Genomic DNA, 23,417 nt, shown 5'->3' with positions numbered 1-23,417 from the left:
TATTTTTACATTTTAAAATCGATTATCACCATCTAAAAGATTCCCTAAACCACCTAGCAAACTTCCTTCTCCTTTATCTTTTCCTCCCATTTGCGGTGCGGCTTGAATAACTCTGTCGGCTAAACGACTGAATGGTAACGATTGAATATAAGCCACCCCAGGTCCACGAAGTGTTGCAAAGAAAACACCTTCACCACCAAAAATGGTGTTTTTAATTCCGCCCACAAATTCAATATCGTACTGCACATCTTTTGTAAAGCCTACTATACAACCTGTATCTACTTTTAAAACTTCGCCAGGTTGCAATTCTTTACGCGCTAATGTTCCGCCTGCATGTACAAACGCCATTCCGTCGCCTTCTAATTTTTGCATAATAAACCCTTCTCCTCCAAATAAGCCACGTCCTAATTTTTTTGAAAAATCTATTCCTACAGAAACACCTTTTGCAGCACAAAGAAAAGCATCTTTTTGACAGACAAATTTTCCACCATACTTTTTTAAATCTATTGGTACAATTTTTCCCGGATATGGTGATGCAAATGATACTTTGCGTTTGCCCATATCAATATTTTGATAAGCCGTCATAAACAAACTTTCGCCTGTTAATACACGCTTTCCTGCTGATAATAGTTTGCCAAAAACACCACCCTCTTGCTTACTACCATCGCCAAAAATGGTTTCCATTTTAATGCCGTTTTCCATCATCATAAAACTTCCCGCTTCGGCAACTACAATTTCTTGTGGATCGAGCTCTATTTCTACGTATTGCATTTCTTCGCCATAAATGTGGTAATCTATTTCGTGTGCTATCATAATTAAATGTTTTTTGTTTATTAGTAGGTAAAAGACTGGTTTTGTTACGATTTTAAAAAATGTAACAGGTTTAGTTGATGCGTTAGGGATTGTAGCAAACTATCGTGTAGTGCGAAAAGCCCGACCGCAACAAAAACGAAGTTTTTTGTTGTGGAAACGCCAAAAAATTAATAGTCTAATTTAGTGTAACCAATATACTTTGTAATGGTAGCTTTTCGTTTGCGAATATAAGGACCCGGATTTACCGGATTATATTTTCTTGGGTTTGGTAAAATAACTGCAAGACCAGCCGCTTCATTTCGACTTAAATTTTGTGCACTTTTATGATACCAATGTTGTGAAGCGGCTTCAGCGCCATACACACCCTTGCCCATTTCAATGCTATTTAAGTACACTTCCATGATGCGTTTTTTACTCCAAAAAACTTCAATCAACAAAGTGAAATAAGCTTCGAATCCTTTGCGAATATAGCTACGCCCAGGCCATAGAAATACGTTTTTTGCAGTTTGTTGTGAAATGGTGCTTCCACCTCTAATTTTTTTTCCTTTTTGGTTTTTTTCAAAGGCTTTTTGCATGGATTCGAAATCGAAACCGTTGTGTTCTAAAAACTTTCCATCTTCGCTGGCAATTACGGCTTTTTGCAAATTAGGAGAAATTTTGTCAATTGAAACCCAATCGTGCGAACACGTCATTTCTTTTCCTTCCATTTTTTGTTCAATAGCACGAATTGCCATTAAAGGTGTAAACGGAACGGGAACAAATTTATAAAGCAAAACAAAACCAATACTAATGATGTTAAACCAAATAAAAACTTTCCAAATCAATCGAAATGTTCTTTTAAAAAAATTGGTTTTAGGTTGAGTAGATTTTGCCATGAAGTACAAATAAAATTGAATTCAAATGTAGTAGATTTTTCTTAATGTAAAAGTGTTTTTTTCTTCTGAAATTAAATTAAATCAGCTAGTTCTTTACCAACCAAACTGCCTATAGCCACACCCATACCGCCAAGGCGAACTCCGCAAAAAACATTATTAGAAAGTTGTTTAACAATTGGGTTTTTTTGCGCTCCAACACCCATTATGCCGCTCCATCGGTGCTCAATTTCAAAAGATGAATGTGGTAAAATTACGGTTTTTAATAAATTTTCTAACGAATTTTGAATGATTTTTGTTTGACTTAAATCGGTTGTAGTTTCACCTTCAAAGTCAAGATTTCTGCCACCACCAAATAATATGCGATTACCTACATTTCTAAAATAATAATAGCCTTTATCTAAATGAAATGTTCCTTTTATGTGAAGATTTTCAATTGGCTTGGTAATCAACACTTGCGCACGGGCAGGTTGTACTTGATTTTCTACTAATCTAGAAGCAAAGCCATTGGTTGCCCACAATAGTTTTTTTGATGTAAATGAAATATCGTTGGTTACTACCTCAACTTTATCATTTAAATCTTGGAAATTTGTTACATTTTGCTGGTTTAGAATTAAAATATTATTTGAAATTGCTTTTTTTAATAATGCTTGCATCATACTTCCCGTATCAATTTGACCTTCAAACGGGTTGAAAATTAGTGTGTCAAAAATGTTTTGGAAACCAAATGAATTTGCTTTTTTTTGAAAAACATTGGCTTTGAAAATAGGGTGTAAAACTTCGTTTATAAATGGAATTTTATCTGAACATTCTTCAAAAAAAAGTTGGTCTTCTTTTAAAAATAATTCAAATCCACCGTTTTGTTGAAAATCTAAATGAGTATCTCCTATTTGTTTACGAAGCAAATGTAAACCTTGCCAGCGTTTTATTACAAGTGCTGTAACTTCATCTTTTGTATGTGTTTTTAAGTCGTCTAAAATTTCGGAAATACTGCCAAAACAAGCAAATCCTGCATTTTTTGTACTAGCACCTTGCGGTAATATTCCTTTTTCGAGAATTAGAATTTTAGCCTTTGGAAATTTTTCTCGTAAGTGCAATGCACAAAAAAGACCTACAATACCGCTTCCTACAACGGTGTAATCAACATTTGTAAACCAATTTTTGAGTTCCCAATAACTAAGCTGCATAAATTTTACTTAATTGTCTTTGCTTAATATAATTCCGTTTCCCAGTCTTCAAATTCAGGCTCTACTTCATAATCATCATTCTCTGACCTACAAACAAATCTTATCCATTGAGCAGCTCTTTTCATAGCGTGAATTTGGTTTAACACTTTTCCATTTTCGTCCATTTTGATAGTATTTGTGAAAATTGCAAAAGCCTGTTCAACTAAACTTGCTTCTTCTTTCAAATCCTCTCGATAATCAATTCCCTTTAAAATATTTTCATCACCAATTACAAAAGGCAACGTTCCATTTGTATAATAATACACAAAATGTCTCATAGCACTTTTAAAATCATTCGATAATTTTTGGGGAGTATTTTTTTTCTTTTTTGAAAACATACTTTTTAAAATTTCGTAATCAATTTACATACAATTAAGCTGCATCTTCAGAACTGGTATTGTTTTTTCTTGATTTTATCGCTTTCATAACCAATGGAAAAGTAGTTATAGCAATTAATAGTAATATAATTTTTTCGATATGCTGTTTTAAATCTAAATCGAATTCGGTTAGGAAAAATCCGTATAAATAATGTCCTGCAAAAACTAGTGTAAACGACCATAACAACGAGCTTAATACATTATATAGCATAAACTTTGGTTTATCCATGTGCACAATTCCTGCTATAATGGGCACAAATGTTCGTACAATAGGTAAAAAGCGAGCAAAAATTATTGCTTTTCCGCCATGACGTTCAAAAAACACTTGCGATTCTACCAAATATTTTTTTTTGAAGAAAAAACTATCTTCTTTTTGATATAAAAACTGTCCGCTTCGTGCTCCAAACCAATACCCAAAAATGTTGCCTAATGTTGCTGCAATTGCAATTAATAAAGCTAATATGGTAACATTATAAAAATCGCTTTCTATTTGAAAAAATGTTTCAACTAGTTCTCGAGAATAAATACCCGAAAGAAACAACAAGCTATCGCCTGGTAAGAAAAAACCAGCAAACAAGCCCGTTTCGGCAAATACTATAAACAACACCATATAAATACCTATAGGCACACCGCCCACTTCCATAGTAATATAGAATTCAGGATTAAAAAGTTGTGTCCAATGGAAGTCGTTCATTTTATTATAGTTACAAGTTTACAAGTTGAAAGTTAAAAAGTGCTTTCTATTTTGTATATTCTTTATTCTAATTTCCCTACTGATTTTGCTACAATGGTTGAAACAGCTGCATCTCCCGTTACATTAACCGTTGTTCTACACATATCTAGCGGTCTGTCTATAGCAAAAATTAATGCTAAACCCGCTTCGGGAATTCCTGCCTGCGCTAATACAATAACCAACATTACCATACCCGCACCTGGAACAGCAGCACTACCAATTGAAGCTAAAGTTGCCGTTGCAATAATACCTAATTGAGCACCTAAATTTAAATCCATACCAAAAGCTTGTGCAATAAAAACCGCTGCAACCGCTTGGTACAAACTCGTTCCGTCCATATTTATGGTTGCACCAATAGGCAATACAAAACTTGCTACTTCATCATCTACGCCTAAATTATCTACCACACGTTCCATAGTAACGGGTAAAGTTGCCGCACTTGAACTGGTAGAAAAAGCTAAAAGTTGCGCAGGAGCAATGCCGTTTAAAAAAAACTTCGGGCTTCTATTGGTAAAAATCTTAACCAATAATAAATAAACACCTATCATTATTAACAATCCAATAATTACTGTAAGGCCATACATTCCTAACGCTTTAAACAAATCTAAGCTTGGCGATTCGGCAATTAAAGAAGCTAATAATGCAAACACACCAAACGGAGCTGCAAGCATTATAATATCGATCATTTTAAGAATAACTTCGTTAAATCCATCAAAAAAAACTTTTACAGGTTGTGCTTGTTCATATGGAATTAAAATTAACGAAACACCAAAAAACAAAGCAAAAAATATTACTTGCAACATATTGCCATTGTCTGATGAAGCCTTAATAATGTTATCTGGCACGATGTCTTCTAAAGCCTGTAATGGCCCAGCTTCCTTTTGTTTTTCGGCGGCAGCAATTTTCGAATTGGCATCGTTTGCATAATTACCAACAAGTTCGGTTCGTGTTTGTTCGGAAATATAACTTCCTGGTTTTATAATATTTACTGCTACTAAACCAATAGAAACCGCTAAAACAGTAGTAAAAACATACAAACCTATAGTTCTTCCACCCATTTGCGAAAGTTTCGAAATATCTTTTAAATCGGAAACACCTTTAATTAACGATGCTAAAATTAACGGCACAGCAATTAGCTTTAATAAATTAATAAAAATATTACCAAATGGTTTAATCCAATTTACGATAAACGTTTTACCCCAATCGAACTGTATCATGATTATGGCAAATAAAACGCCAAACACCATTCCTAATAATATTTGCCAGTGCAGTGCTAATTTTTTCATGTAAAATCAAAATTTTGTTAAAGTCGTGAAATTATACATATTTTTTTAAAAAAGTAGTACTTTTAGCATACTTTTAAGGAAGTATTGCATTAATTTAATTAATTTCAGATGAAAAAATTTTTATTATTTACCATTATTATGATAACAAGTACGTTTCAAGCACAACAAGTAATGACACCAGAATTATTATGGAAATTAGGCAGGGTTTCGGTTTTAGGCATTTCAAAAGACGGAAAAAATATCGTATATAAAGTAAGTACGCCTTCGGTTGAAGAAAACAAATCGAATTCAAAATATTACACTATTTCTGTTGATGGTGGCAATGCAACCGAAATTGAAAAAGAAATTGCTTCTACCTTAGTTTCTAATAAAAATAGCAATTTAAATGGCTTTATTTTATCTAGCAAAGAAGTAAAAACCGAAAAAGTTTTAGGAAAAGATTTCTATCCCGAATTAGATAAAAGTCAAGCACAAGTTTACAATAATTTAGATTATCGTCATTGGGACACTTGGAACGAAGGAAAACACAATCACGTTTTTATAATCAATAATAAAGGAATTGAAACCGATATTTTAGCTAACGAACCTTATGATTGTCCTCAAAAACCTTTTGGTGGCGATGAAGATTATATTTGGTCGCCCGATGGTTCAAAAGTAATTTATGTTTGTAAAAAAAAGTTTGGAACAGAATATGCCTCAAGTACCAATACTGATTTATACGAATACAATGTTACTTCAAAAACAACCAAAAACCTAACTGAAGGTAATTTGGGTTATGATGTTGCGCCACAATTCTCCCCAAATGGCGATTTATCTTGGCTACAAATGAAACGCGATGGTTATGAAGCTGATAAAAACGACATTATTGTTCGCCATAAAGGAATTGATATTAATTTAACTGCCGCTTGGGACGGAACGGTTGATAGTTTTACTTGGAGCAAAGACGGCAAAAAAGTTTATCTTTTAGCGCCAATTAATGGAACAAAGCAATTATTCGAAGTTAATTTTCCTGGTTTAACCAAAATTGCTGTTCGTGTTAATCAAATTACAGAAGGACAATTTGATGTAAACCAAATTATTGGTTTCAACGGAAATAACGTATTGGTTACACGTAGCGACATGAATCATGCTAATGAAATTTTTAGTTACGATTTAAAGAAAAAATCATGGAATCAAATTACCAACATCAATACAGCAACCTATTCAAAATTAGTATTACCAACGGTTGAAAAACGTATGGTAAAAACCAGCGATGGAAAAGAGATGTTAGTTTGGCTAATTCTACCGCCAAACTTCGATAAAACTAAAAAATATCCAACATTACTATACTGTCAAGGTGGGCCACAAGGTGCTCTTTCACAATTCTATTCGTTCCGTTGGAATTTTCAACTCATGGCATCGCAAGGTTATGTTGTAGTAGCGCCAAATCGAAGAGGAATGCCTGGTCATGGTGTAAAATGGAATGAAGACATTAGTAAAGATTGGGGCGGACAAGCAATGAATGATTATTTAAGTGCGATTGATAATGTAGCAAAAGAAACGTATGTAGATACATCACGATTAGGAGCTGTGGGAGCAAGTTATGGAGGCTATTCTGTATTTCAGTTGGCTGGAATTCACAACAATCGTTTCAAATCGTTTATTGCTCATGATGGAATTTTCAATTTACAAAGTATGTATGGCACAACCGAAGAAGTTTTCTTTACTAATTGGGATATGGGTGGCGCCTATTGGGAAACCGAAAATAAAGCGGCTCAAAAAACGTATAACGAATTTAACCCAATTAATTTAGTAAACAATTGGAATACGCCAATATTAATTGTTCAAGGCGGAAAAGATTATCGCGTACCTATTGGACAAGGTTTAGAAGCTTTTCAAGCAGCACAATTAAAAGGCATTAAAAGCCGATTATTATATTTTCCAGAAGAAAACCACTGGGTGTTACAACCACAAAACGGAATCGTGTGGCAACGTGAATTTTTTAAATGGTTGAAAGAGACACTTTAGTTCTCCTCTCGAGATGGGTTAGGGATGTGTTTTTGAAGCACAAAATCAAAATTCAATCACAAATAGTCCCGCTTTCGGTAGTCGCTTTAAACGTCAGTCCGAGTGTTTTGTTTCACTTCTCGATACTTTCGCATAGCGAAAACTCGAAGTGACGAAAAAAATGTATCGAGAACCGTTTAAGAGCTCCAACAAAACCTCAATCGGGGCTATAATACAAAATTTGTAGTTTTAATACATGATTGCACTTTCCGAAATAGAAAAAACAATACAAGGTTTTGCGCAATTGGGTTTAACCATTGAAGCTGCACATTGGTTAGTTAAAATATATGAATTAGAACAAGAAAATTTACTTCGGTTTGCACTACGCGAAGCTGCCGAACCTACTTTTATTTTACTAACCACTAATGGCGAAGTAGGCGATAAACAAATTGTAATTATTCCTAGCAATGTGTTCAATTTTCCACTTCGGTTGATTCTTAATCTTTTAGCACACGAAATGCTGCATGTAAAACAAAAATCGGAAAAATATAAAGTTGAAGATAAAAACGAACGCGAGTTTCAAGCCTACTACGAAATGTTATTTCATAAAGAATTTCCATTAATTCCTATAGCATCAGATTTTCATAAAAAACACTTTGCAAACAAAGCATTTGACTATTATAACCGAATGGGCGAAGGTTCTGATTTGCAAATAAAATATGCTAAACAGAAAGAGGAAGTAGAAAATTTATTAAAAAATTTATAAATAAAATCCCGAGAAAACTCGGGATTATTTATCTATTAGACTTCATTCATTTTGAAAGATTCCATAAACTTAGTCGTGTAATTACCAGCAACATAATCGGGTTCATCCATTAGCTGTCTGTGGAAAGGAATGGTAGTTTTAATACCTTCTATTACGAATTCATCTAAAGCACGTTTCATTTTGTTAATTGCTTCTTCACGCGTTTGTGCAGTTGTAATTAACTTCGCAATCATAGAATCGTAATTTGGTGGAATGGTATAACCCGCATAAACGTGCGTATCTAAACGAACTCCGTGCCCACCTGGTGCGTGCAAAACGGTAATTTTACCTGGCGAAGGTCGGAAATCATTATACGGATCTTCCGCATTTATACGACATTCAATTGAGTGTAATTGTGGGAAATAATTTTTACCCGAAATTGGCACGCCAGCCGCTACTAATATTTGCTCACGAATTAAATCGTAATCGATAACTTGTTCCGTAATAGGGTGTTCTACTTGAATACGCGTATTCATTTCCATAAAATAGAAATTTCTATGCTTATCAACCAAAAACTCAACTGTACCAGCACCTTCGTATTTAATATATTCGGCGGCTCTTACTGCGGCATCGCCCATTGCATTACGCAAATCGTCTGTCATAAACGGAGAAGGCGTTTCTTCTGTTAATTTTTGATGACGACGTTGTACTGAACAATCTCTTTCTGATAAATGGCAAGCTTTACCAAATGAATCGCCTACCACTTGAATTTCAATATGGCGTGGTTCTTCAATTAGTTTTTCCATATACATACCATCGTTTCCGAAAGCCGCAGCCGCTTCTTGACGAGCACTCTCCCATGCTTTTTGAAGTTCTTCTTCTTTCCAAATGGCACGCATACCTTTACCACCACCACCAGCAGTAGCTTTCATCATTACCGGATAACCAATTTTTTTAGCTGTTTTTTTAGCATCTTCAAACGAAGCTAAAATTCCTTTTGAACCTGGTACACACGGAACGCCTGCTGCTTCCATAGTGGCTTTTGCAGTTGCCTTGTCTCCCATTTTTTCAATCATTTCTGCAGAAGCACCAATAAATTTTATACCGTGTTCTTCACAAATTTTAGAAAATTTAGCATTTTCAGATAAGAATCCGTATCCGGGATGAATTGCATCTGCATTTGTAATTTCTGCAGCTGCAATAATATTCGACATTTTTAAATACGAAAGGTTGCTTGGCGGCGGGCCAATACAAACCGCTTCATCAGCAAAACGAACATGTAAACTTTCTGCATCTGCAGTAGAATAAACCGCTACAGTTTTAATACCCATTTCACGACAAGTTCGAATTACTCGAAGTGCGATTTCTCCTCTATTTGCGATTAATATTTTTTTAAACATCTTTTTTTAATTAGATAATTAGACAATGTGCCAATTAGACAATTATTGAAATTAGAAACTTCTAACTTCTAACTCCTAACTTCTAACTTTTTATGATGGATCAACTAAGAATAATGGCTGATCGAACTCAACAGGAGAAGAGTCATCTACTAAAACTTTAACTATTTTACCTGAAATTTCTGATTCAATTTCATTAAATAATTTCATAGCTTCAATTACACACACTACATCGCCTTTTCCTATTGATGCGCCAACTTCAACAAACGCTGGTTTGTCTGGTGCTGGTTTTCTGTAAAATGTTCCAATAATTGGCGATTTTATGGTAATATACTTACTATCATCTGAAGTGTTGTTCTCTGTAGCAGCAGGAACAGTCGGTGCTACAGGTTGTGCAGCTGCAGCTTGCGGTAGTGCTGCCGAAACAGGTACTTGTTGTACAAAAGTAGTTGTTGTTTCTGCTCCTTCGGCTGTTGTTTTAATGGTAATTTTAAAATCATCCATTTCTAACTTTACTTCTGTGGCGCCAGATTTTGCCACAAATTTAATTAGGTTTTGAATTTCTTTAATATCCATAATCTTTGGTTTTTGTTTAAAATGTTTGTTTTATTGTTGTTTCGTATAAGCCCATTTTAGGTAAACAGCTCCCCAAGTGAAACCGCCTCCAAAAGCAGCAAATATTAAATTGTCTCCTTTTTTTAATTTATCTTCAAAATCGCACAACAGTAAAGGTAAAGTTGCCGAAGTTGTATTACCGTAACGATGAATGTTAACTAACACTTTTGATTCGGTTAAACCCATTCTATTTGCTGTGGCATCTATAATACGCTTGTTTGCTTGATGCGCTACTAACCAATTAATATCGTCGTGGGTTAAATTGTTTCGCTGCATTATTTTTTCGCTAACATCGGCCATTCCTGAAACGGCATATTTAAAAACCGTTTTTCCATCTTGAAAAACGTAATGTTGTTTATTTTTAACGGTTTCTTCAGATGCTGGTAAAATAGAACCTCCAGCATCAATTTTTAAAAATTCACGTCCAATGCCATCGCTTTGTAAAAACTCATCTTGAAGGCCTAATCCTTCATTGTTGGGTTCAAAAAGAACAGCTCCTCCTCCATCTCCGAAAATGATACAAGTAGCTCTATCGGTATAATCGATGATTGACGACATTTTATCGGCGCCTATTAATAGTACTTTTTTATATTTTCCTGATTCGATATAAGCTGATGCCGTTGACATACCGTAAAGAAAACTAGAGCACGCCGCTTGCAAATCGAAGGCAAAAGCGTTTGTTGCTCCTATTTGTGAAGCTACATATACACCTGTAGATGCCACAGGCATATCGGGAGTTGCTGTGGCCATTATTACTAAATCAATGTCTTTTGGATCTAAATTGGCTTTTTCTAATAAGTTTTGAGCTGCTTTTATAGCTAGAAAAGAGGTGCCTTGTCCTTCTTCTTTTAGTAGTCTTCTTTCTTTAATACCTGTTCTAGTGGTAATCCACTCATCGTTTGTTTCTACCATTGTTTCTAGAACCTGATTAGATAAAACATAATCGGGAACATAAGAACCTATTGCAGTAATTGCGGCTGAAATTTTACTCATAAATTTACTTTATCGCTTTTGCACCAACTAAAAAGTGGTTGAAATTACAAAAAAATATCTTAAAAAAATGTTTATTTTACTAATTTAAAAACTATTATTGTAAATAATAAAAAAACTCTCACAAAAGTGAGAGTTTGGTATAGTTTTTTTTAGCAATTATGCAACTGCCTCTGTTTTATCTACTACAACTTGACCTCTGTAGTATAATTTTCCTTCGTGCCAGTAAGCTCTGTGGTATAAATGTGCCTCACCAGTAACTGGACATGTAGCGATTTGAGGTGTTGAAGCTTTATAATGCGTTCTTCTCTTATCTCTTCTTGTAGACGATTGTCTTCTTTTAGGATGTGCCATTTTTAATTAATTATTTATCCGTTAATAGTTTTTTTAATGCTGCCCATCGTGGGTCTATTTCTTGTTCTTGTTTTTCTGTTTGTTCTTTATGTTTAGGTGCTAATTTTTCTAATGTTTCGATAGATTTTGTTTCTAAAGTTCCATCTTTAACACCTGGATGAATTCGTTTTGCTGGTACCGACAACACTATAGATTCATATATATATTGTGATACATCTATTTGATATTCGCCGTGCGGCAATAATAACATTTCATCGTTTTCGTTATTAAACTCGTCTGCAAATTTTACAAGTAAGTTTAATTTTCCTTTAATTGGTAAATCGAAATCGATTCCTGAAACATCGCAAGGAACATTTACTATACCTTTATGCTTAAACACAAGCTCTAGCATAGTATTTTTTTTATCTAAACTTATACTTACCGCTACCGACGCGTTGTTAAACTCATCATATTCAAAACACTTAAAGAACGTATTATCTATCTGATAATCAAACTGATGTTTTCCTAATTTTAATCCAGAAAACTGAATTAAGAAACCTTTTAAATCTTTCATAACAACAGCTTACCTCATTATTTTGGCTTGCAAAGATACTATTTTTATTATAAAACAAAACTTGTTCTTGTTATTTTTTTAAAATTATTCTGCTGTAGCTTTTATTTTTAATGGATTGGCAGCCAATTCTTTATATTCTTGCCTATTTTTATACACATCTATAGCTAAAAAAACAGCCTCTCGAAAAGACGTGCAATTAGCTTCTCCTTTTCCAGCAATATCAAATGCTGTGCCATGGTCTGGCGATGTTCTTATGTGGTTTAATCCTGCCGTGTAATTAACACCATTTCCAAAAGAAATTGTTTTAAATGGAATTAAACCTTGGTCGTGATACATGGCTAAAATTGCATCAAATTTTTTATATTGGTTAGAGCCAAAAAAACCATCGGAAGCGTATGGACCAAACGCATAAGTACCTTCTTCTAGCATTTTAGCAAGCGTTGGTGCCACAATTTCTTGTTCTTCTTTTCCTATTACCCCGTTATCGCCGCTATGAGGATTTAAACCCAGCACTGCTATTTTAGGTTTTGGTATCTTAAAATCTTGTATTAATGTGTTTTTAATGGTTAAAATTTTATTTCGCAACAGTTCTGGAGTAACATTTTTAGCAGCTTCACTTACAGGGATATGATCTGTTAACAGGCCTACTCGTAAATTTTCGGAAATCATCAGCATAAGTGCATCGCCTTCTAGTTCTTTGTTTAAATACCCCGTATGCCCAGGAAAAGAAAATTCTTCTGACTGAACATTATATTTATTTATTGGCGCGGTAACCAATACGTTTATTTTTTGTTCTTTTAATGCTTCGGTAGCTTTTGTAAAAGACTTTATTGCATATTTACCAACCGCATCGTCTGGTTTGCCAAACTCTAAATTTACGCCTTCCTTCCAAATGTTTAGTACATTTAACTTACCTGGCACTATTTGGTTTAAATTATCAATACCTTGTATATTAATATTTATATCTAACACTTTTCGTATAAACGAAACCAATTTAGCATTTGCAAAAATAACTGGCGTACACAGTTCTAACATTCTTGAATCTTCGAATGTTTTAAGAATGACTTCTGCGCCTATTCCATTTAAATCGCCTATAGTTATTCCTACTATTATATTTTCTGATGTTTTAACCATTTTTGGTTGAATTATTTATGTAATTTTGAATCGCAAATTTAATAAAAACAAATTATGTTTACTGGAATAATTGAAACTTTAGGAACCGTTACCTTTTTAAAAAAGGAAAAAGACAATTTACATATTACTGTAGAAACTAGCATAACAAATGAGTTAAAAATTGACCAAAGCGTAGCTCATAACGGCATATGCTTGACGGTAATAGCAATAGATAACACCAATTACACGGTTACTGCAATACAAGAAACCATTAACAAAACAACAATTGGCAAGTGGAAAGTGGGTGATATAATTAATATTGAAAGAGCTATGAAAATAAACTCTCGCTTAGACGGCCATATTGTTCAAGGACATGTAGATCAAACCGCAACTTGTGTAAACATAGAGAATGCAAATGGCAGTTGGATTTTTACTTTTGAATACGACCCTAGCTTAAACAACATTACTATAGAAAAAGGTTCAATTACAGTAAATGGAACCAGTTTAACGGTTGTGAATTCTAAACATAACGAATTTAGTGTAGCAATAATTCCTTATACTTACGAAAACACAAATTTTAAAACATTTAAAATAGGAACAACTGTAAACTTAGAGTTTGATGTTGTAGGAAAATATGTAAGAAGAATTTACGAATTACAAAAAAATACCCGTTAAATAACTTGTTTTTTCTTTGTATTGTACTTATATAACACAAAAACTCCAAATAAAATAGCTACAAAAAACAGCATAAACAAGCCACCGTCAATAGGAGCACCTGGTGGCGGAGTTGGTGGTGGCGGAGTTGGTGGCGTTTGCACAGTTGGCAAAACTCCGTTTGGTTTTAAAAATGTTATTTGATAAATCAAATTGACTAAAGTTAATTTCATAAGCCACTTACCTTTTTATTAAAGTAAATTTATAAAAAATACTTTTATTGGGTACGAAAATATAAATATTTTTATTTAATGCAATGTTTAAATCTAAAAAAGTAGCTTATTATTAAAAAAATCTACAACAATTAAAAATTACATGATGTTTTTCTGACAATTTCATAACAAAAAAGCAAGTAATTTAAATTACTTGCTTTTTGTGGTCCCACCTGGGCTCGAACCAGGGACCACCTGATTATGAGTCAGGTGCTCTAACCAACTGAGCTATAGGACCAGTTTTGAGCTTGCAATATTACTACTATTTTTTTTTTGAAACAAATTTTTATTCTATTTCTTGACACAATTCTATTAAAACTCCGTTTGTGCTTTTAGGGTGTAAAAAGGCAACTAACTTATTATCAGCTCCTTTTTTAGGTTTTTCGTTTAAAACCACAAAACCTTCTTTTTGTAGTCTTTTAATTTCTGTTTCTATATCGATTACATCAAAAGCTATATGATGAATGCCTTCGCCTTTTTTTTCTATAAATTTTGCAATTGCACTATTTGCAGTTGTAGCTTCTAGAAGTTCTATTTTGTTTGGCCCGTTTTTAAAAAAAGAGGTTTTAACACCTTCGCTTTTTACTTCTTCTTCTTTGTAGGGTGGTTGTCCTAATAATTTTTCAAAAAGAAGATTAGATTCTTTTAAGCTTTTAACCGCTATACCAATGTGTTCTATCTTATTCATACTACAAAAGGTTTATGATTTGCAAACTAGCCCCGATGGTAGCAATTACCATGTAATGCGAACAGCGGGATAATGAACCGCAAAGGTAAAACAAAGTTTCGCTTTTAAAAAACTATTCTGCGTATGTTAATAATGTGTATTTTTGCAGTATGGAAACAAATAGACAAAAAAAAATAGGCCAATTGCTTCAGAACGATTTAGTGGATATTTTGCAAGGCGAAATTCGTAAAAATGCCATAAACAATCTTATTATTTCGGTGTCGAAAGTAAATGTTACTTCCGATTTATCGATTGCCAAGGTTTTTTTAAGTGTTTTTCCATCGGAAAAAGGAGCTGAAATTTTAGCGGCTATAAAATCGAACAGTCCACTTGTTAAGCACGAATTGGCGCAACGCGTAAAACATCAGTTACGAAAAGTACCCGATTTGGTTTTTTATATTGATGATAGTTTAGATTATATTGAAAAAATTGACTCGGCTTTAGCCGGAAACGAAAATCCTGTAGAAAACCCAGAACTTTTAGCACGTAGAAAAAAATCGTAATTTGAATTTCTCTTTTTACATAGCCAAACGATATGCTGTTAGTTTTAGCAAAACATCGGCTATTAATAGTATTACCATTATAGCATCGTTAGGTATTATTGCTGGCGCGGCGGCATTATTTATTGTGCTTTCGGTTTTTAGTGGTTTAAAAGATTTAAGTTTAAGTTTTGTTAAGGCAACCGATGCTGATTATAAAATTGAATCGAAACTAGGAAAATCGATTACTTTAACACCAGACCAAATTGATGCACTACATAATCTTGCTGATGTTACCAATTATAGCAAAGCGGTTGAAGAACGTGTTTTGTTTTTTTATAACGACAAAGAACAAGTTGCTTATATAAAAGGTGTAGATAGTTTGTTTACAAAAATTAGCAACATAAACAACCATTTATATGCTGGTAATTGGCTTAGTGCTGGCAGTAACGAAGTGGTTGTGGGTTCTGAAATAAGCCGAAAACTAGGTTTAGGCTTGTTTGATTTTGCGAATGTATTAAAAGCATATTCACCAAAAGCAGGAAAAGGTACAATTGAAAGTATTGATGATGCGTTTTTAATTACCACGCTTAATCCTGTTGGAATATACACTATTAGTGAAGATATTGATGCTAAATATGTGTATTGCGATTTAAGTTTAGCACAACAATTATTGCAGTACAAAGAAAACCAATACAGTAGCATTGAACTAAATGTAAAGCCAAATACTAATGAGAATGAGTTGCGAAAAAAATTGGGTTTAATTTTTAACGATACTGTTGTTGTAAAAAATAGAATACAGCAAAACGATTCGTTATACAAAATGCTAAATACTGAAAATATTGCGGTTTATTTAATTTTTACTTTGGTTATTATAATTGCCCTTTTTAATTTAATTGGCGCTATTATTATGATGATTATTGACAAAAAAGCAAACCTGCGAACTTTACATAGCCTTGGAACTCCTATAAATGCTATTAGAAAAGTATTTTTATATCAAGGATTATTGCTTACTTTTTTTGGCGGAATTGTGGGTTTATTTATTGGCATAGTACTTATTGCTTTGCAAGAACAGTATTCTTTTTTAATGATATCTGAAACACTGCCATATCCTGTAACATTTAAGTTAATTAATATTATTATTGTTTTTGTTACTATTCTTTTTTTAGGTTATTTGGCTTCGTTACTAGCAAGTGCACGTGTAAACAAAAATTTACTTAAACTTAATTAGCGGTATAGGTTTTTATTGGTATTTGTAATAGCTTTTTCATTTTTGTAATCTATCCAAGCTTGTCCTTTGCGTTTGCGCATAAAATTGTCGTAATGGCGCATTATAAAAACATTATAAAAAGCATTTGCTAGGTTGCTTAATTTTCTTGGAAAAGCACGTAAACTCATAGAAAAACCTGGTGTAGTATATTTCATATAGTGCCAGTATCCTTCTGGCATATATAACATTTCTCCGTGCTTTAAATTACAAACCAATCCTTGTGCTTTTTGTAGTGCTGGAAATTTTCGAAAATCGGGATTGTCAAAATCTATGTCTTCTCTGCTTATTAACGAATGTGGAACTTTGTATAAATATTTTGTTTGATTAGGTTCGAATAAAACACACTGTTTTTCGCCATGAAAATGAAAATGTAAAATATTAGAATAGTCGATATCGAAGTGCATAAAAACTTTCGAATTTTTTCCGCCAAAAAATAACATTGGTAATTGTTTAACTAAACGTAACCCTATTTTTGGCCACTTAAAATCGTGTTGAAGTTGTGGCACTTCTTTCATTAAATTGTATAAAAATATACGATAATTTGTAGAAGCTGTCGATTGTAGCAAATCGATATAATCTGCCATTTTCATAGTAGCGTGTGCTTCGTTAAAACTATCTTTATACGAAACAGGTCGATCGTCGTATAAAGGAACCGTTTTGTTTCCCGCAACTTCTTTAATATAATTAAGATGCCATTTGGTATAGGCAGGCCAGTCTTCGGTAAGTTTTTCGACCACTACTGGTTTTTGTTTTTTTACGTAATTGTTGTAAAAATCTTCTTTAGAAATAGTAGTAACTCTTTCTATTGGTTTTAAGTTTAACGCCATAATAACTTAAATAATTGATACAAATTTACAAAGAGTTCGTAAAACAAGTTATTTTGTTTTAAAAAAATCTAGCGAAAATTCTTTGTCTTTTTCAAGTTGGCATTGTAATGCTGTAATAGAAGAAAATTTTTGTTCGTTTCTAATTCGTTTAAGAAACTGTATCGTAATTTCTTTATTATAAATATCTTCGTTAAAATTAAATAAATGCGCTTCAATAGTAAACACGTCGTTAGGCACTGTTGGGTTGGTTCCAATGCTCATCATTCCGTTATATTCATTATTCTTAACTTTTGCTTTTATTACATAAACGCCATTTTTAGGAATAAGTTTGTGTTTTTCTTCTACATTAATGTTTGCAGTAGGAAAACTTAATGTTCGTCCTAGTTTTTTGCCGTGAACCACTTTTCCCGAAATAAAATAAGGATAGCCTAAGAAACAATTAGCCTCTGTAATATTTCCTTCTAAAAGCGCATTTCTTATTTTGGTTGAACTTACTGGCGTTTGGTTAATTTCTTCGGCAGAAATTTGTTGTACTTCAAAACCATATTCGTTGCCAAAATTTATTAAATCGTTAATATTAGCTGTTCTATTTCGACCAAATCTATGGTCGTAGCCAATAATAATTTTGCCAATGTTTAATTTTTGAACTAAAATATCTCTTACAAATTCTTCGGCAGATAATCGAGAAAATTCTAAATTGAACGGGTGAACTATTAAATTTTGAAGTCCTGTTTTTGCTAAAAGTTGTGCTTTTTCTTCAATAGTATTAAGTAATTTTATATCGTAATCTTTTTGCAAAACCATTCGCGGGTGCGGAAAAAAAGTTAGCAAAACACTTTCGTAATTAAGCTCTTTTGCTTGTTTTACAACCTTTTTTAATACTTCTTGATGTCCTAAATGCACACCATCGAAAGTGCCTATTGTAAGTACACTTTTTTTTGTTGCAGAATAGTCTAGTAGGTTTTTATAAATTTTCAAACGATATTTTTTTGCAAATGTAAAGATATTAAAAAAGGGAATCAAAAATTGATTCCCTTTTTATTGTTTATTTATAAAGATGATTATTTCTTGATGAATCTAAATGTTTTAGAACCTACTTCTGTTTGTAGTTTAATAAAATATACACCCGAATTTAAATCGGAAGTGTTAATTGTAAACTCATTTTGGCTAGCTCTGTTCGCTTTTACCGTTTGTCCTAAATTATTATATATTTCATAGGCAACAGTATCACCTAACCGTGTTGGCATAATAACATTTAATACGTCGGCTGTAGGGTTTGGATAAAGTGAAACTGCATCTAATGCAAAATTACTGTTGCTTAAAGCTGTATTTTCAAAAGAGAAAACCTGAGAGTATCCAAAGTTTCCTCCTCCGGTTCCTACTGTAATTGCACCACTATTTGTTTTTATAGTCCAACTACCTGCATCACCATTAGGAACACCTCCTGTTGTACTACCACTTAAACCATCTCCATACGAATCGTTTATGGTAAAAGTATAACAATCAACAGGTAAATTCCAAGTTTGATTAGTAACTAAGTTTTGAGTTCCCGCAGTTCCTAAATCTGTATAAGGCCCACCAGAATATAGAGTTACATTACTAGAGTTTTTAAGCGTCCAAGTAGTTTCAGTTCCCCAAGGGTCTCCAATTAAATCAAAAGTAAATACTGTATAAGGATGGTTAGGAATAGTGTTACTTCCTGTAGAACCAAACGTTTTAGAAGCTGTATTATTTGATGCTCGTTGATCTGCAGTACCGTTTACACTTGTTATAGAAGTATTTAAAGTACCATTTACACCTGTGTTTGGCAAAGTAATATAAGCAAATTTATTAGGTGCTAAACTACCACTATAGTTATAAGTGTAAGGTGTTCCTCCATCCATATTATAGCTTATAACAGCAGCTGTTAAAGTTGATGTACCTCTGTTATAAAGCGAAACAATTTTATTTGAACCTGCTGGATTAGGATTTGCACAAGTTGGCACAACATTTGAACAACTATTTTCAATAATTACCTCAGCATCATTTGCAAATAAAGCTATTGGTAAATCTTTTGTAGATGTTTTTAATGAACTTCTTCTAGGAGAATTATTCATTACGGTTAAAATTCTTGTTTTTTGATCGTTTGTAAAAATGTTCATACAAGTATCGTCTGTATAGTCCATATAATTTTCAATCATATCATTGCCTGGATAAGTTATTCCGGTACAACTATTTGTTCCTGTAGGACACCCAAAATTTGCAGCACCTGCTACAGGTGTATCGTTACAAAAATCGTCAACAGTACAACCACCATCTCCCCATATGTGTCGTAATCCTAAAAAGTGACCTACCTCGTGTGTCATTGTTCTTCCTTTATCAAAAGGAGGTTGAAAGTTTCCTGAAGCCAAACTAGAGCTACCAAAAAAACTATAGCCGGCTACCACACCATCTGTGTTTGCTGCACCACCATTTGTATTTAAACCACTTAACCCTGAATTACTAGGAAATTGCGCATAACCTAATAATGATCCATCAGAGAAATTAACCGACCACATGTTCATATATTGGGTAGGATCCCAAATAGTAGCAGGTTTTACGATTGCATCTACATCGTCTGTTGACCACGATGCTTCGCATAAATTTACACGGTTAATACCGTTAGTTGGGTTTCCGTTAGGATCAACTTTAGCCAAAACAAATTCAATTGTAGTATCGGCACCTACTGGGTTTGAATTAAAACCTGGTGTGCCCGCCATTCTTCTAAAATCTTGTGTCATAACCGTAATTTGAGACTGTACCTGCTCGTCGGTTATATTTTCATTAGCACCATAAGCATCGCCGTTATGAATAACGTGTACTACAACAGGAATATAAATAATTCCTCCAGATTGTGAACTTGTTGCTTGTTGTTGTTTGTACTCTTCAATAAGCGGTGCTAACCACTCTTCAAACTCTTGGTTATTTAACCGTTTAGAATCTATACTTTGAAGGTATTCTTCGTATTCTGTTGAAATACATCTAATGTGACCACTAGGAGTTACCGATTCTGGTCTAATTTCTTTTCCAAAAACTTTAGGTGAGGTTTTGGTTTGTGCATTTAAAAACAGAAAACTGCTTAAAACAAAACACAATAATGTAATTTTTTTCATATTTTTATACTCTTTATATTTGGTAGTGCAATTTAAGTAAAAAACTAGTATTTAAAAATTATATTTTATTTTAATATTTGTTTTTTGTGCTATTTATTTGCTTTTACAGTTAAATATTGTTTGTTCTACTTGCTTTTTTATAGTTATTCTCTCTTATTTTTGTAAGATTTATTGCCGTTTATTTGATTTTCAATATAGATTTTATAGCTTTTTAAACGTACAATCAAAAATATTTTAATATCTTCGTTTATTAAACAACAAATTAGTAATAAAAATGAAAAAAACTTTACTTTTAGTAATTCTAACTTTTTTTAGTTTGAATTTATTTTCTCAAAAAAGTATTTGGACTAAAGTTTCTAAAGAAAGAGTCGCCAGCCTTGAAAAAATGGATAGAGATGTATTTCCTTCTAAATATGCTTTATTTCAAATGAATTTTAACGAATTTAAGCAATTATTGTTAGCAGCTCCTATGGAAACAGAGGCTTCTTCAAATTTAATTGTTGATTTTCCAAGTGCTAATGGAACTTTGTCAAAATACAAAATTTTTGAAGCACCAATAATGGAAAAAGAACTTGCTGATAAATTTCCAGACATTAAATCGTACGTTGCAATAGGTATTGACAATCCTGCTTCTAGATTACGATTTAGCGTTACCTTATTTGGTTTACACGTAATGTCTTTGTCTGGTGGCGATACATTTTATATTGACACTTACACAAAAGATCTAAACAACTATATTGTTTACAACAGAAAAAACATTAGTTCTGTACGTACTTTTGCTTGTCATTTTGAAGATGACCCAGAGGAAATAGCACGAGTTAATAAACTTGTAGCAGAAAGCAAAGCCTTTGCTACAGATGGTAAATTTAGACAATATCGATTAGCAATGGCGTGTACTATAGAATATGCTGCTTATCATATAACTGCAGCTGGTTTAGGTACATTTGCAACCTTAGCCCAAAAGAAAGCAGCTGTACTCTCGGCTATGAATGTAACTATGACACGTGTTAATGGTATTTACGAAACAGACATGTCGTTACGTATGAATTTAGTTGGTAATAACGATGCTATTATTTTTGTAAATTCTGATAGTTTTGATAATGATAATGCAGGTACTTTAATTAATCAAAGTCAATCTGTAATTAATTCGACTATTGGTTCTTCAAATTACGATATAGGGCATACTGTTAGTACAGGTGGCGGTGGCTTAGCGGGTTTAGGTGTTGTTTGTAATAATTCGCAAAAAGCAAGAGGTATTACAGGTTCTCCTGCGCCAGTTGGCGACCCGTATGATGTTGATTATGTAGCCCATGAAATGGGACATCAATTTGGTGGACCTCATACTTTTAGTGGAACAGGCGGTTCTTGCACAGGTAATGGAAGTGCTGCAAACGCTGTTGAACCTGGTAGCGGAAGCACTATTATGGCGTATGCTGGAATTTGTACCAGCAATGTACAATCTAATTCAGACCCCTATTTTCATGCTGTAAGTATCGCAAGTATGAATGCCGTTATGATTGGTTCTGGTAATTGTGCGCCTCAAACAAACAACAACAATAATACGCCTATTATTTCGGCTCTTTCTAATTATACAATTCCAAAAGGAACTGCTTTTGCATTAACAGGAAACGCAACAGATGCTGACGCAGGTGCTTCGTTAACCTATTGTTGGGAACAAACAAATGCTGCTTCTGGAATAAATGAACCAACAGCCACACAAACTTCAGGCCCTAATTACAGATCGTTTAACCCTACACCAAATCCAACAAGGTATTTTCCTAAACTTTCAGATTTGTTTACGGGAAATTTAACAACGACAACTTGGGAAGTAACACCAACGGTTACAAGAACTTTAAATTTTGCTTTAACGGTTAGAGATAATCAAATGCCTACAGGCGGACAAACAGCAAGAGCTAATATGACTGTAACCATTGATGCTTCAAAAGGACCTTTATCTGTAACGTCGCAAAATACTGATGGTATTGTTTGGGCTCCAGGTAGTACAGAAACAATTACTTGGGCAGTTAACAATACTAATGCAAGTGTTGGAGGAACAAATGTAGATATTTTATATACTATTGATAATGGTGAAACTTGGAATGTTCTCTTAGCAAATACTCCTAATGATGGTTCTCAAGCTATTACAGTTCCTTCTATAACTGCACCTTACTGTAGAATTATGGTAAAAGCTTCTGAAAATATTTTCTTTAGTGTAAACACTAAAAATATTGCTATTGGAAACTATACTTACCAAACGCAAAACATTTGTGAAGATTATGAATTTAATTTGAATTATGCACTTACCGAAAGTTCCGATGGAAATTATCCTGGGATTGCATTACCTATAACTGATTCATATACAATTACAGATATAAAAACCTATGCTGATGTAACTCATCCAAACATTGGACAAGTAAATATATTATTTTGGTTTCCTTGGTCAACAGGTTTAAACACTGGTGTTTGGTATAATCAAACTGCTTGTACAAATGCAAATATGGATAAATGGTTTGATTTAGCAGGGGCAACACCTGATTGTTCAACTGTTGGTGGCAGTCCTTTCTTGCCATATTCAACAGGTAATTTTACGGGAGCAATTGGTCAGAATAGTGCTGGTGATTGGAGAATATACACTAAAGATGTTGTTGTTGATGGTTCTGGTGGCGTTTTAAATACATTCACAATTCAATTATGTCGTTCAGAAGTTGTGCCAGTATTAACTAGCGAAACTTTCGAAACAAATGACTTTGTAATTTATCCTAATCCTAATAATGGCGTGTTTAATATTAAATTAACAGCTAATACAAATGATGTTTCTATAAACGTACACGATTTAAGAGGCCGATTAATTTTATCTAAAAATTTAAAAGCTTCGGGCTTAGTTAGTGAACAAATTAGCTTAGCCGATGCACAAACTGGAATTTATTTAGTAACCATTGAAGATGGTTCTAGAAAAATTACTAAAAAAGTTGTTGTAGAGTAATTTTTACTATTTTA

The 23,417-nt window shown here is 33.3% G+C and carries 23 protein-coding genes and 1 tRNA gene; 6 read left to right on the top strand and 18 right to left on the bottom strand.

All coding sequences use genetic code 11. The annotated features are described in order from the left end of the window. Positions 1-12: 12 nt before the first annotated feature. The 6 genes from R2808_RS02535 to R2808_RS02510 all read right to left on the bottom strand — a co-directional run bounded on the left by R2808_RS02535 (position 13) and on the right by R2808_RS02510 (position 5,307). On the bottom strand, positions 13-813 hold the full coding sequence (locus R2808_RS02535) for a TIGR00266 family protein (RefSeq protein ID WP_371269360.1): 801 nt from the start codon (positions 811-813) through the stop codon (positions 13-15). Positions 814-980: 167 nt separating this feature from the next. Then, complete coding sequence (gene mtgA / locus R2808_RS02530; protein WP_371269359.1) at positions 981-1,688, bottom strand: monofunctional biosynthetic peptidoglycan transglycosylase; 708 nt, start codon at positions 1,686-1,688, stop codon at positions 981-983. 71 nt (positions 1,689-1,759) lie between these two features. Beyond that, entirely contained in the window at positions 1,760-2,872 is a 1,113-nt protein-coding gene (locus R2808_RS02525) for an NAD(P)/FAD-dependent oxidoreductase (RefSeq protein ID WP_371269358.1), read from the bottom strand. Positions 2,873-2,895: 23 nt separating this feature from the next. After that, a complete protein-coding gene (locus tag R2808_RS02520; protein WP_371269357.1) occupies positions 2,896-3,249 on the bottom strand; it encodes a hypothetical protein in 354 nt (117 codons plus the stop codon). A gap of 34 nt (positions 3,250-3,283) precedes the next feature. Beyond that, on the bottom strand, positions 3,284-3,982 hold the full coding sequence (locus tag R2808_RS02515) for a DedA family protein (RefSeq protein ID WP_371269356.1): 699 nt from the start codon (positions 3,980-3,982) through the stop codon (positions 3,284-3,286). A gap of 62 nt (positions 3,983-4,044) precedes the next feature. Beyond that, on the bottom strand, positions 4,045-5,307 hold the full coding sequence (locus R2808_RS02510; RefSeq protein ID WP_371269355.1) for a dicarboxylate/amino acid:cation symporter: 1,263 nt from the start codon (positions 5,305-5,307) through the stop codon (positions 4,045-4,047). A gap of 108 nt (positions 5,308-5,415) precedes the next feature. On the opposite strand from R2808_RS02510, the gene R2808_RS02505 reads away from it, so the two are divergent. Together R2808_RS02505 and R2808_RS02500 are read left to right on the top strand one after the other, a co-directional pair. Beyond that, entirely contained in the window at positions 5,416-7,314 is a 1,899-nt protein-coding gene (locus R2808_RS02505) for an alpha/beta fold hydrolase (protein ID WP_371269354.1), read from the top strand. Between the two features lie 235 nt (positions 7,315-7,549). Further along, on the top strand, positions 7,550-8,059 hold the full coding sequence (locus tag R2808_RS02500) for a hypothetical protein (protein ID WP_371269353.1): 510 nt from the start codon (positions 7,550-7,552) through the stop codon (positions 8,057-8,059). 35 nt (positions 8,060-8,094) lie between these two features. Here R2808_RS02500 and accC read toward each other — a convergent pair whose 3' ends face one another. The 6 genes from accC to pdxA all read right to left on the bottom strand — a co-directional run bounded on the left by accC (position 8,095) and on the right by pdxA (position 13,081). Beyond that, entirely contained in the window at positions 8,095-9,438 is a 1,344-nt protein-coding gene (gene accC, locus R2808_RS02495; RefSeq protein ID WP_371269352.1) for an acetyl-CoA carboxylase biotin carboxylase subunit, read from the bottom strand. A gap of 90 nt (positions 9,439-9,528) precedes the next feature. Next, positions 9,529-10,011, bottom strand: a complete 483-nt coding sequence (gene accB / locus R2808_RS02490) for an acetyl-CoA carboxylase biotin carboxyl carrier protein (RefSeq protein ID WP_371269351.1) — start codon at positions 10,009-10,011, stop codon at positions 9,529-9,531. 30 nt (positions 10,012-10,041) lie between these two features. Next, a complete protein-coding gene (locus tag R2808_RS02485; RefSeq protein WP_371269350.1) occupies positions 10,042-11,043 on the bottom strand; it encodes a beta-ketoacyl-ACP synthase III in 1,002 nt (333 codons plus the stop codon). A 156-nt stretch (positions 11,044-11,199) separates the two neighbouring features. Then, positions 11,200-11,394 carry a 50S ribosomal protein L32 gene (gene rpmF, locus R2808_RS02480; protein WP_072781908.1) on the bottom strand — a complete coding sequence of 65 codons (195 nt, stop codon included), beginning with the start codon at positions 11,392-11,394 and terminating at the stop codon, positions 11,200-11,202. A 10-nt stretch (positions 11,395-11,404) separates the two neighbouring features. Next, complete coding sequence (locus R2808_RS02475) at positions 11,405-11,947, bottom strand: DUF177 domain-containing protein (protein ID WP_371269349.1); 543 nt, start codon at positions 11,945-11,947, stop codon at positions 11,405-11,407. Between the two features lie 84 nt (positions 11,948-12,031). Further along, a complete protein-coding gene (gene pdxA / locus R2808_RS02470) occupies positions 12,032-13,081 on the bottom strand; it encodes a 4-hydroxythreonine-4-phosphate dehydrogenase PdxA (protein ID WP_371269348.1) in 1,050 nt (349 codons plus the stop codon). A gap of 54 nt (positions 13,082-13,135) precedes the next feature. On the opposite strand from pdxA, the gene R2808_RS02465 reads away from it, so the two are divergent. Then, on the top strand, positions 13,136-13,735 hold the full coding sequence (locus R2808_RS02465; RefSeq protein WP_371269347.1) for a riboflavin synthase: 600 nt from the start codon (positions 13,136-13,138) through the stop codon (positions 13,733-13,735). On the opposite strand, the gene R2808_RS02460 is transcribed toward R2808_RS02465, so the two are convergent. The 3 genes from R2808_RS02460 to mce form a co-directional block, all read right to left on the bottom strand. Continuing rightward, complete coding sequence (locus R2808_RS02460; protein ID WP_371269346.1) at positions 13,732-13,947, bottom strand: hypothetical protein; 216 nt, start codon at positions 13,945-13,947, stop codon at positions 13,732-13,734. The two genes, R2808_RS02465 and R2808_RS02460, sit on opposite strands and share 4 nt — an antisense overlap. A gap of 203 nt (positions 13,948-14,150) precedes the next feature. Then, positions 14,151-14,224, bottom strand: a tRNA-Ile gene (locus R2808_RS02455). Positions 14,225-14,272: 48 nt separating this feature from the next. Next, on the bottom strand, positions 14,273-14,674 hold the full coding sequence (gene mce / locus R2808_RS02450; RefSeq protein ID WP_371269345.1) for a methylmalonyl-CoA epimerase: 402 nt from the start codon (positions 14,672-14,674) through the stop codon (positions 14,273-14,275). A gap of 149 nt (positions 14,675-14,823) precedes the next feature. Here mce and rbfA point away from each other — a divergent pair, with 149 nt between their 5' ends. After that, positions 14,824-15,216 (top strand): 30S ribosome-binding factor RbfA, encoded by a 393-nt coding sequence (gene rbfA, locus R2808_RS02445; RefSeq protein WP_371269344.1) that lies wholly within the window; start codon positions 14,824-14,826, stop codon positions 15,214-15,216. Between the two features lies 1 nt (position 15,217). After that, the gene (locus R2808_RS02440) at positions 15,218-16,423 is read left to right on the top strand and encodes an ABC transporter permease (RefSeq protein ID WP_371269343.1); all 1,206 of its coding nucleotides are present in this window, start codon (positions 15,218-15,220) and stop codon (positions 16,421-16,423) included. On the opposite strand, the gene R2808_RS02435 is transcribed toward R2808_RS02440, so the two are convergent. The 3 genes from R2808_RS02435 to R2808_RS02425 all read right to left on the bottom strand — a co-directional run bounded on the left by R2808_RS02435 (position 16,420) and on the right by R2808_RS02425 (position 20,420). Beyond that, positions 16,420-17,289 carry a cupin-like domain-containing protein gene (locus tag R2808_RS02435; RefSeq protein ID WP_371269342.1) on the bottom strand — a complete coding sequence of 290 codons (870 nt, stop codon included), beginning with the start codon at positions 17,287-17,289 and terminating at the stop codon, positions 16,420-16,422. The genes R2808_RS02440 and R2808_RS02435 overlap by 4 nt on opposite strands. Before the next feature lie 48 nt (positions 17,290-17,337). Beyond that, positions 17,338-18,267, bottom strand: coding sequence for a bifunctional riboflavin kinase/FAD synthetase (locus tag R2808_RS02430; protein ID WP_371269341.1), 930 nt, complete (start codon positions 18,265-18,267; stop codon positions 17,338-17,340). 83 nt (positions 18,268-18,350) lie between these two features. Further along, the gene (locus R2808_RS02425) at positions 18,351-20,420 is read right to left on the bottom strand and encodes a T9SS type A sorting domain-containing protein (protein ID WP_371269340.1); all 2,070 of its coding nucleotides are present in this window, start codon (positions 20,418-20,420) and stop codon (positions 18,351-18,353) included. A 274-nt stretch (positions 20,421-20,694) separates the two neighbouring features. On the opposite strand from R2808_RS02425, the gene R2808_RS02420 reads away from it, so the two are divergent. After that, positions 20,695-23,403 carry a reprolysin-like metallopeptidase gene (locus R2808_RS02420; RefSeq protein ID WP_371269339.1) on the top strand — a complete coding sequence of 903 codons (2,709 nt, stop codon included), beginning with the start codon at positions 20,695-20,697 and terminating at the stop codon, positions 23,401-23,403. Positions 23,404-23,417 lie beyond the last annotated feature (14 nt).

This window comes from Flavobacterium sp. (genome assembly GCF_041392005.1).
Taxonomy (GTDB): domain Bacteria; phylum Bacteroidota; class Bacteroidia; order Flavobacteriales; family Flavobacteriaceae; genus Flavobacterium.
This window is presented reverse-complemented; position numbering and strand designations above follow the sequence as displayed.

What these genes read in the sequence shown, in the direction of transcription:
- R2808_RS02535 (WP_371269360.1), bottom strand. Translation starts at nt 813, where the DNA reads ATGATAGCACACGAAATAGATTACCACATTTATGGCGAAGAAATGCAA.
- rpmF (WP_072781908.1), bottom strand. Translation starts at nt 11,394, where the DNA reads ATGGCACATCCTAAAAGAAGACAATCGTCTACAAGAAGAGATAAGAGA.
- R2808_RS02435 (WP_371269342.1), bottom strand. Translation starts at nt 17,289, where the DNA reads ATGGCGTTAAACTTAAAACCAATAGAAAGAGTTACTACTATTTCTAAA.
- R2808_RS02465 (WP_371269347.1), top strand. Translation starts at nt 13,136, where the DNA reads ATGTTTACTGGAATAATTGAAACTTTAGGAACCGTTACCTTTTTAAAA.
- accC (WP_371269352.1), bottom strand. Translation starts at nt 9,438, where the DNA reads ATGTTTAAAAAAATATTAATCGCAAATAGAGGAGAAATCGCACTTCGA.
- accB (WP_371269351.1), bottom strand. Translation starts at nt 10,011, where the DNA reads ATGGATATTAAAGAAATTCAAAACCTAATTAAATTTGTGGCAAAATCT.
- pdxA (WP_371269348.1), bottom strand. Translation starts at nt 13,081, where the DNA reads ATGGTTAAAACATCAGAAAATATAATAGTAGGAATAACTATAGGCGAT.
- mtgA (WP_371269359.1), bottom strand. Translation starts at nt 1,688, where the DNA reads ATGGCAAAATCTACTCAACCTAAAACCAATTTTTTTAAAAGAACATTT.
- R2808_RS02420 (WP_371269339.1), top strand. Translation starts at nt 20,695, where the DNA reads ATGAAAAAAACTTTACTTTTAGTAATTCTAACTTTTTTTAGTTTGAAT.
- mce (WP_371269345.1), bottom strand. Translation starts at nt 14,674, where the DNA reads ATGAATAAGATAGAACACATTGGTATAGCGGTTAAAAGCTTAAAAGAA.
- R2808_RS02485 (WP_371269350.1), bottom strand. Translation starts at nt 11,043, where the DNA reads ATGAGTAAAATTTCAGCCGCAATTACTGCAATAGGTTCTTATGTTCCC.
- R2808_RS02505 (WP_371269354.1), top strand. Translation starts at nt 5,416, where the DNA reads ATGAAAAAATTTTTATTATTTACCATTATTATGATAACAAGTACGTTT.
- R2808_RS02510 (WP_371269355.1), bottom strand. Translation starts at nt 5,307, where the DNA reads ATGAAAAAATTAGCACTGCACTGGCAAATATTATTAGGAATGGTGTTT.
- R2808_RS02500 (WP_371269353.1), top strand. Translation starts at nt 7,550, where the DNA reads ATGATTGCACTTTCCGAAATAGAAAAAACAATACAAGGTTTTGCGCAA.
- R2808_RS02460 (WP_371269346.1), bottom strand. Translation starts at nt 13,947, where the DNA reads ATGAAATTAACTTTAGTCAATTTGATTTATCAAATAACATTTTTAAAA.
- R2808_RS02475 (WP_371269349.1), bottom strand. Translation starts at nt 11,947, where the DNA reads ATGAAAGATTTAAAAGGTTTCTTAATTCAGTTTTCTGGATTAAAATTA.
- rbfA (WP_371269344.1), top strand. Translation starts at nt 14,824, where the DNA reads ATGGAAACAAATAGACAAAAAAAAATAGGCCAATTGCTTCAGAACGAT.
- R2808_RS02520 (WP_371269357.1), bottom strand. Translation starts at nt 3,249, where the DNA reads ATGTTTTCAAAAAAGAAAAAAAATACTCCCCAAAAATTATCGAATGAT.
- R2808_RS02515 (WP_371269356.1), bottom strand. Translation starts at nt 3,982, where the DNA reads ATGAACGACTTCCATTGGACACAACTTTTTAATCCTGAATTCTATATT.
- R2808_RS02425 (WP_371269340.1), bottom strand. Translation starts at nt 20,420, where the DNA reads ATGAAAAAAATTACATTATTGTGTTTTGTTTTAAGCAGTTTTCTGTTT.
- R2808_RS02525 (WP_371269358.1), bottom strand. Translation starts at nt 2,872, where the DNA reads ATGCAGCTTAGTTATTGGGAACTCAAAAATTGGTTTACAAATGTTGAT.